9 protein-coding genes are annotated in these 7,550 nt (G+C 62.8%); 2 read left to right on the top strand and 7 right to left on the bottom strand.

Annotated elements, in window-relative coordinates:
• Positions 1–468, bottom strand: a 468-nt coding sequence (locus FJ311_15240; GenBank protein MBM3952791.1) for an NAD(P)-dependent oxidoreductase, incomplete at its 3' end; no start/stop codon positions are given.
• Between the two features lie 27 nt (positions 469–495).
• Positions 496–1,695 carry an aminotransferase class I/II-fold pyridoxal phosphate-dependent enzyme gene (locus FJ311_15235; protein MBM3952790.1) on the bottom strand — a complete coding sequence of 400 codons (1,200 nt, stop codon included), beginning with the start codon at positions 1,693–1,695 and terminating at the stop codon, positions 496–498.
• Positions 1,696–1,743: 48 nt separating this feature from the next.
• On the opposite strand from FJ311_15235, the gene FJ311_15230 reads away from it, so the two are divergent.
• Positions 1,744–2,679 carry a glycosyltransferase family 2 protein gene (locus FJ311_15230; GenBank protein MBM3952789.1) on the top strand — a complete coding sequence of 312 codons (936 nt, stop codon included), beginning with the start codon at positions 1,744–1,746 and terminating at the stop codon, positions 2,677–2,679.
• Here FJ311_15230 and FJ311_15225 read toward each other — a convergent pair.
• From FJ311_15225 to FJ311_15210, 4 genes are read right to left on the bottom strand one after another with little or no spacing between them, the layout of a single operon-like run.
• Positions 2,676–3,599 (bottom strand): hypothetical protein, encoded by a 924-nt coding sequence (locus FJ311_15225; GenBank protein ID MBM3952788.1) that lies wholly within the window; start codon positions 3,597–3,599, stop codon positions 2,676–2,678. The two genes, FJ311_15230 and FJ311_15225, sit on opposite strands and share 4 nt — an antisense overlap.
• 2 nt (positions 3,600–3,601) lie before the next feature.
• Entirely contained in the window at positions 3,602–4,093 is a 492-nt protein-coding gene (locus tag FJ311_15220; protein ID MBM3952787.1) for an N-acetyltransferase, read from the bottom strand.
• A gap of 25 nt (positions 4,094–4,118) precedes the next feature.
• A complete protein-coding gene (locus tag FJ311_15215) occupies positions 4,119–5,222 on the bottom strand; it encodes a DegT/DnrJ/EryC1/StrS family aminotransferase (protein ID MBM3952786.1) in 1,104 nt (367 codons plus the stop codon).
• 7 nt (positions 5,223–5,229) lie between these two features.
• On the bottom strand, positions 5,230–6,186 hold the full coding sequence (locus FJ311_15210; protein MBM3952785.1) for an acetyl-CoA carboxylase carboxyltransferase subunit alpha: 957 nt from the start codon (positions 6,184–6,186) through the stop codon (positions 5,230–5,232).
• Between the two features lie 35 nt (positions 6,187–6,221).
• On the opposite strand from FJ311_15210, the gene FJ311_15205 reads away from it, so the two are divergent.
• The gene (locus tag FJ311_15205; protein ID MBM3952784.1) at positions 6,222–7,283 is read left to right on the top strand and encodes a zinc transporter ZntB; all 1,062 of its coding nucleotides are present in this window, start codon (positions 6,222–6,224) and stop codon (positions 7,281–7,283) included.
• 18 nt (positions 7,284–7,301) lie between these two features.
• On the opposite strand, the gene FJ311_15200 is transcribed toward FJ311_15205, so the two are convergent.
• Positions 7,302–7,550, bottom strand: a 249-nt coding sequence (locus tag FJ311_15200; GenBank protein ID MBM3952783.1) for a CoA ester lyase, incomplete at its 5' end; no start/stop codon positions are given.

Raw genomic sequence — 7,550 nt, 5'->3', positions numbered from 1 at the left:
GGCAGAAAAACCGTGCACGGCGACGTAATAGGAGAGCATGTCCTCAAACGCTTGCTTGGTCGCAGCATACAGATTGAGCGGCCGATAAGCGGAACCGTCCATGTGCTGAAAATACGTGGCGGCGTGCACCAAGCGATTCATACCGGCAGCGCGCATCGCCTCCAGAAGTTCGACGCCGAACAATATGTTGTCACGCATCAGCCCTGCGACATCGGCGCGCGCGTGTTCGCGCACGTATTTGCCGGCCAAATGGAAAACTGCTTCCGGCTTCGCGTCGGCGAGGATCGCGACCAGCGCGTCCAAGTCTCCGTCATGTTCCCGCACGGTCAAACCCGGCACTTTCGCCAAGCGCGATCGATCCGAACTAGGCCTCAGCAGGGCGGTGACCGCGATGCCATCGCCCGCGAGTCGACGAGCGAGCCGATGCCCGACGTATCCAGCAGCACCCGTCATCAAAACGCGGTTCATAGCGTCAATTCCAAAATTCGCCCCGAATCAGTATCTCCGCGCGAACTCGCGGAACGTGTTACACATATGGGTGATCGCGGCCTCATCCAGGCCGTGATGACACCCGATCAGAAGCCCGCCGCGCATTACCCGGTCGGCATTGGGGTAACCCCGCGGACTTTCCCGGCGCGCGATATCGCGAAAGCCGGGCTGGCGCAAAATGTTGCCCGTGAAGACGGTTCGTGTCTGGATACCGTGCGCTTCGAAATGGATTTGCAGCTCTCGGCGCTTGAACGGTGCCTCGTCGCGCACAATAAAGGGAAATGCGAGCCACGCGGTACGCGTTGCGGGGCGCTGGCGCGGCAACACGAACCACTTCTCGTAGGCGCGGAAAAAATCCAGCAATTTCTTGAAGTTGCGGATTCGGATGTCGATGTAGCTCTCCAGCCGATCGAGCTGCACGAGGCCGAAAGCGGCGCCGATCTCGGATGGCAGAAAGTTGTAGCCAATACCCTCGAATACAAATTTTGAATCATAGGGAATCCCGTCCACGATCGCGCCGAAGCGATCTTCGATCGCTTCGGACTCCCTGCTCAGGCTAGAACTGCGCCCCCATCCGCGCAGCAGTATTCCTCGTCGCGCCAGCGCTTCGTCGTTAAACATCGTCATCCCGCCAAATCCGGCGGCGGTAATCACATGCGACGCATAAAAACTGGTAGTTGCTACGTCGGAATAGGCGCCCGGTAGCGCATTGCCAAGGCGATAGCCGACCGTGTCGGCCGAATCTTCGATAACCTTGAGGGCATGGCGATCGGCAATTGCGCGCAATGCCGGCCAATCGGGAAGGTTTCCGATCAAATTCGGTACCATCAATGCCCGCGTCTTCGGCCCTATCATCGCCTCGACTGCCGTCGCGTCGATGTTGAACGTATCGGGTTCCACATCGACAAATGTCGGCACGAGACCCTGTTGCACCAACGGCGCGACGGTGGTGGAAAAAGTCAGCGCGGGAGTAACAACTTCGGATCCGGCGGGCAGATCAAGTGCGGCGACGGCAAGGCCATTAGCCGATGATCCTGAATTAACCATCAGGCCGTACGACTTGCCGAACAGGGACGCGACCCGTTCTTCGAAGGCCGTGACCGAAGGGCCAGTCATCAGCGCCAGGGGGCGGTTCCGCAACACCTCGAGAACCGCGTCGATTTCGTCTGGACCGTAGACCGCCTGCGCGTACAGCACGCGTTTCATCGGCCCTTCTCCCCTGCGTTATAGGCTCTGCGTTGCGGGCGAAGCGGAATGTATGATAAGAGCCCCCGAAGCAAAAGCCCGGAAATGGCCGACGGCATGGTGGACGCAGCAAGGCTACGGCCGATTCCCGATATATCGCGCGACGTCACCGCGATCATTGTCACCTATAACTCGGCCGAGGTGATCGAACCTTGTCTTACCTCCCTGCCGGCGATTCCCTGCGTCGTCATCGATAATGCGAGCAACGACGATACCTGCGCCGTGGTGCGGCGAACGCGCTCCGATGCACTGCTCCTGCGCAATGATCGGAACGAAGGCTTCGGCCGCGCCGCCAACCGCGGTTTCGAATCCGTCGCGACGCCATACGCGCTGCTGCTGAACCCGGATACCACATGCAACGCCGCCGCACTTGATTTGCTCTTGCACGCTACCGGCGAATTTCCCGACGCCGGGATCGTTGCACCGTTGCTGACGGACAGCAAAGGCCGGCATTCCCTGCCCGTCATGGGACCGAATGAGCGTACCCACCGCCCAGCGGGTGATATCCCGGCTGGCCCATTCTGCACCTGGTTTGTCACGGCAGCGGCGTGGCTCTGCGCCATGAACGCCTGGCGCCACGTCGGCGGGTTTGATCCAGCCATCTTCATGTACGGCGAAGACGTCGATCTGTGCCTGCGCATGAGCCGAGCCAGTCGTGCGATGATCGTCCTGCCGGATGCCCGCGTCACGCACCTCGGTGGCCGTTCCAGCCGGATGGATAGGCGCGTACGCTGGCGCAAGGACTGGCACATGACGTGGGGGCACTTCTACGTTATGGGCAAGCATGGTGAGGCCACGCGAGCGCGAGCCGAGGCACGCGCGCATCTCCTCCGGTACGGATTGAAAACCCTGCTCTACGTTCTACTGCTGAACCCGAAACGGGTGGTCGGCAATTTTGCGCGCGCAAGCGCTGCGCTAACTTATCTCAACCGCATGTCAAATTAAACTTTCGACGCGTCCCACCACTTTTGCCAATCGAAATAGGGTGAGAGCGTGTCGAAGTGCTGGAAATGCACGGCGAGGCTCGGCAATGGCGAATAGCACGGCACGTCGTTGTAGATTTTATCGATAGTGTTTTCTTCGGTCACCGCGGGGTCAATGCCGTAGCGCCCGAATGCCTCGTAGAGATTCCAATATTTCAAAAGAATATCCCGGCTGATGGTGTCGGCACCGTTGGTGGCATGCACGCTGCGCCAATGCCGGTGACTGCCGAGCAGGATATGGGTCGGATAGACGTGCTTGTAGCGGTCGGGATAATCGGAAATGAACAGGACCGGGTCGCACTTGAGCACGGAGGCCAAGCGCCCATAGCTTTGCACCAACTCGAGGATCGCGCGATCCTCGTGCAAAAAGTCATCGGCGGTAAAGTATATCAGATCTTTGGCTTCTTCCCGCGCCAGCCGATACATCTCCGTCAGCGACGCGCCGACGCCGGTACCTTCCAAGGGACGGAACTGGGTTGGGCACGGCGCCGTCGCCAGCACCGCCTTGATACGCTCGACGCAGTCCTTGGACGAATGATCGTCAATCACCGTCAGAAGGATTGGCGTTTCCAGACCGATCGTCTTGGCATAGGCGATCGAACGGACCAGCGAATTGAGGCAGCGTACTACCACTTCGCACTTGGGAACGCCGATGAAGCGCCCGCGCGCCTGGGCGAATACCTCAACGCGCGCGCAACTGCGCAAGTAGATATCGAGTTGCCGGACCTCGCGCGGTGCCACCGCCTCGAACGCGTCCAACCCGCCACCGCGCCCCAGTCCACTGATCGCTTCGGGATGAATGCGCGTCTTCTGCAGGCGCAACAGATCGTAGCCCATGGCGTTGCACAGCTTGCGCAACAGGCGCGTCAGCGGCTTGGCCATTCTCAATCCTTTTGCGGCGGCTCGGGATCGAACGGGCGGACGTAGCGCGCCGGACTGCCGAGGTAAATGCCGGGCTTATCGATGTCGTTAGCCACCACCGAACCGGCACCGATGGCAACGTCGTCGCAAATCGTAACCGGCAGCACAGTCGCGTTAGAACCGATGCTGACACGGTTGCCGATCACCGTCGGCACCCACAGGTCGGGGCGATTACGCGCCGGGCGGCCGGTGCGGAACCAATCGTTGATGAACATGACGCCGTGGCCGATGAAGCAATCCTCGCCCACCGTAACCAGATCGCACACAAACGCGTGCGATTGCACGCGGGTACGCGCGCCGATGACAGCTCCTTTCTGGATTTCGACGAACGGGCCGATGAAGCAGTCGTCTCCAATCCGGCAACCGTACAGATTGGCGGGACGGACCACGGTGACGTTGCGGCCAAATTCGACATCGACGATGCCGACATCACGGAAAGTGGGCGTGGCGCTCACGAGCGATACCCTCGGTTCCCCGACACTAGCCTTGCCCGACGAACGCCGCTAGGGCGTCGGCGACGGTCTTCATCTGATCTTCGGTCAGCTCCGGATACATGGGCAGCGACAGGATGCGGTCCTTGGCCGCCTCGGCGGCGGGGAAATCGCCCGATCGATAACCGAGGTTGGCGTAACACGGCTGCAGGTGAACGCACGTCGGGTAATGCACCTGGGCCATGACGCCACGGGTCCGCAGAAACGCCAAGCACTCGTTGCGCCGATCCACTTCGACCACGTAGAGGTGATAGACCGCCTTCGCCCAGGGCGCCTCGCGCGGCAATTGCACCGGCAATCCGGCGAGCAGATCGCCGTAACGCCGGGCCCGCGCCCGCCGCTCATCGTTCCAGCGGGCGAGATGCGGAAGTTTGACCCGCAAAATCGCTGCCTGCAGGGTATCAAGCCGCGAGTTCCAGCCGACAGCCTCGTGGTGATAACGCTCGCGCTGGCCGTAATCGGCCAAGCGCCGAACCTTCTCGGCAAGCGCATCGTCGTCGGTCGTAACCGCACCACCGTCGCCGTAACAACCGAGGTTCTTGCTCGGATAGAAACTGTAGCAGGCAAGATCGCCGAACGAGCCGACCTTGCGGCCCCCAACCTCGGCCAGCGGTGCCTGGGCGATGTCCTCGATCACGCGAATGCCGCGCGGGCGGCAAAGCGCCATGATCCGGTCCATGGGCGCGGGATGGCCGAACATATGAACCGCCAGGACCGCCTTGGTTCGGGGCGTGAGTGCGCGCTCCAACTTGTCGGCATCTATCTGCCCGGTCGCCGGGTCGATATCGACGAATACCGGCCGCGCGCCGACGTGTGAAATGGCGAAAACCGTCGAAATCCACGTATTCGGAACCGTAATCGCCTCGTCGCCGGGGCCGAGGCCGAGGACACGGACGGCGAGATTGAGGGCATCGGTGCCCGAAGCGACGCCGATCGCGTGCCTAGCGCCGACGACGGCAGCGAATTCCCGCTCGAACACTGCCAGGGCTGGCCCGCGAATATAGGTCGACTGGCCGATGACGTCGGCCATGGCGCGGTCGATCTCGGATTTGAGGGAATGATATTGTGCGAGCAGATCGACGAAGGGAACCATGTGGTGGTCAGGCGATTCCTTTCCGCCCGATCTCGAGGAACTTCTCGCGACGGCGCGTCCGCAAAGATTCGCCATCGAGGGTACAGAGGGCGTCGAGCGCCTCGGCGATCGCGCCGCCAGCGGCGGCGATCGCTGCCTTGGGATCGCGGTGCGCGCCGCCAAGCGGCTCGGAGACAACGCGGTCGATCACGCCGAACCCGAGCAGATCCTGAGCGGTAAGGCGCAACGCCTCCGCCGCCATAACCTTCGCCTGATCTCCGTCGCGCCACAGGATCGAGGCGCAGCCTTCGGGCGAGATCACCGAATAGATCGCATGTTCCATCATCATGACGGTATTGCCGGCGGCAAGCGCGATGGCGCCGCCCGAGCCGCCCTCGCCGATGACCAGCGCGACCAATGGCACGCGGATCGACAGGCACGCGTCGATCGCGCGCGCGATCGCTTCCGACTGGCCCCGCGCCTCGGCGTCGACGCCGGGATACGCCCCGGGAGTATCGACCAGCGTCATCACTGGCAGGGCGAAGCGATCCGCCAGTTCCATCAGACGGCGCGCCTTGCGATAGCCCTCGGGCCGGGCCATGCCGAAGTTGTGCTTGATGCGATCTTCGGTGGTCGAGCCTTTTTCATGGCCGATCACCGCCACGGGCCGGCCGCGAAATCTTCCCAGGCCGCCGACGACGGCGCGGTCCTCGGCGAATGCCCGATCCCCGGCAAGCGGCGTGAAGTCGTCGATCAAGTCGCGGATGTAGTCGAGCGCATGCGGCCGGTCGGGGTGGCGGGCAACCTGGGCCTTCTGCCAAGGCGTGAGCTTGGCGTAGGTCTGGCGGATCTGCTTTTCGACCTTGCCCTGGAGGCGCGCCACGTCCTCGAGGATGTTGACCCCGTTTTGCCCGGAGAGATGCCGAAGCTCCTCGATCTTGCCCTCGATCTCGGCGATCGGCTTTTCGAAGTCGAGATAATGCATGGGGCCGCTTCTAGCATGGCGAAGCCCTTGAAGCGATGGGGAAAAGCGGTGCAAACTCAAGGCGTTCGCCGAACCCGAGGCCGCGCGCGCCCAGGAGCCGTTCCATGAGCAAAGACGACGCCCTCGCGCACGCCCATATCCTCGACGGCCGGGGCGGCGCCCGCGCCGTAGGCTGGCCCGAGATCGAAGCCTGGACTCCCGAACAAGGCGTACTTTGGGTTCACCTCGACATCGACAACCCCGAAAGCCGAAGCTGGATCGAAGGCGAGCCCGGTCTCGGCGAATTGGTCGCCGCGGCGCTGACCGAATCGGAAACCCGCCCGCGCAGCGTCGCGATGCGCGACGGACTCCTCGTTATCCTGCGCGGCATCACGCACATCCCTGGGCCCGAACCCAACCAGCTGGTGTCGCTGCGCATGTGGTTGAACGAAGCACGCATCGTTTCCGGTCGGCGCTGGCCGCTCACGTCGGCCGATATGGTGCGGCGCGCGCTCGAACGTAACGACGGCCCTCACACCAGCGCGGCACTTCTGGTCGCCCTCGCCGAACATCTGACCGACAGCATCGCGCCGGCGATCGATGAATTGGAGGACACGCTCGATCTGGTCGAGGCTTACCTCCCCGAAGCGAAGGACACGGAACTCGCGAACGACCTCGCCAGCGTGCGGCGTCAGGCGATCCAGATGCGGCGCCACATGGGCCCGCAACGCGACGCGATCGCGCATCTCCTGATCGAACGCGCGCCGTGGCTCGGCGAAGCGGAGCGGACCCAACTGCGCGAGGTGCGCGAACAAGCCTCCCGCCACCTTGAAGACCTCGATGCCACCCGCGAACGCGCCCAGATCGCCCAGGATCAGCTCGCCAGCCGCAGCCGCCAGCAGTTGCAGCGCACCATGTACATTCTCGCCGTGGTCACGGCCATGTTCATGCCGCTCACGTTCATCACCGGCTTGCTCGGAATGAACGTCGGCGGCATCCCGGGCGGGCACAGCCCTTACGGGTTCGCGGGTGTGCTGGCGGTGATGGTCGCCGTCTTCGCCGGGCTTTATTGGGCGTTCCGGCGCCTCAATTTGATTCGCGACAATCCACCGACCTGAGGACCGCCGGACGTTAATTTATTTCTTGGCTTTCGCCACCTGCTCCGCCTTGCGCACCAGTACTTCGGCTTGGCGGATGGATGCGATGTCGATCAGGCGGCCGTCCAGCGTCACCGCGCCCTTGCCTTCCTTCTGCGCTTTCTCCATCGCCTCGATCACGCGGCGTGCTTTGGTTACTTCCGCCTCGCTCGGGCTGAACAGGGTGTTGGCGAGATCGATCTGCGTCGGGTGGATCGCCCACTTGCCTTCGCAGCCGAGCACCGCGGC

The sequence above is a fragment of the Rhodospirillales bacterium genome, from assembly GCA_016872535.1.
Taxonomy (GTDB): Bacteria; Pseudomonadota; Alphaproteobacteria; order Rhodospirillales; family 2-12-FULL-67-15; genus 2-12-FULL-67-15.
The sequence above is the reverse complement of the archived record's forward strand: the minus strand, read 5'-3'. Positions and strand labels throughout refer to the sequence as shown.

Coding starts and splice junctions, on each gene's coding strand:
- FJ311_15205 (MBM3952784.1), top strand. CDS start 6,222: ATGGGGAAAAGCGGTGCAAACTCAAGGCGTTCGCCGAACCCGAGGCCG.
- FJ311_15225 (MBM3952788.1), bottom strand. CDS start 3,599: ATGGCCAAGCCGCTGACGCGCCTGTTGCGCAAGCTGTGCAACGCCATG.
- FJ311_15235 (MBM3952790.1), bottom strand. CDS start 1,695: ATGAAACGCGTGCTGTACGCGCAGGCGGTCTACGGTCCAGACGAAATC.
- FJ311_15230 (MBM3952789.1), top strand. CDS start 1,744: ATGTATGATAAGAGCCCCCGAAGCAAAAGCCCGGAAATGGCCGACGGC.
- FJ311_15215 (MBM3952786.1), bottom strand. CDS start 5,222: ATGGTTCCCTTCGTCGATCTGCTCGCACAATATCATTCCCTCAAATCC.
- FJ311_15210 (MBM3952785.1), bottom strand. CDS start 6,186: ATGCATTATCTCGACTTCGAAAAGCCGATCGCCGAGATCGAGGGCAAG.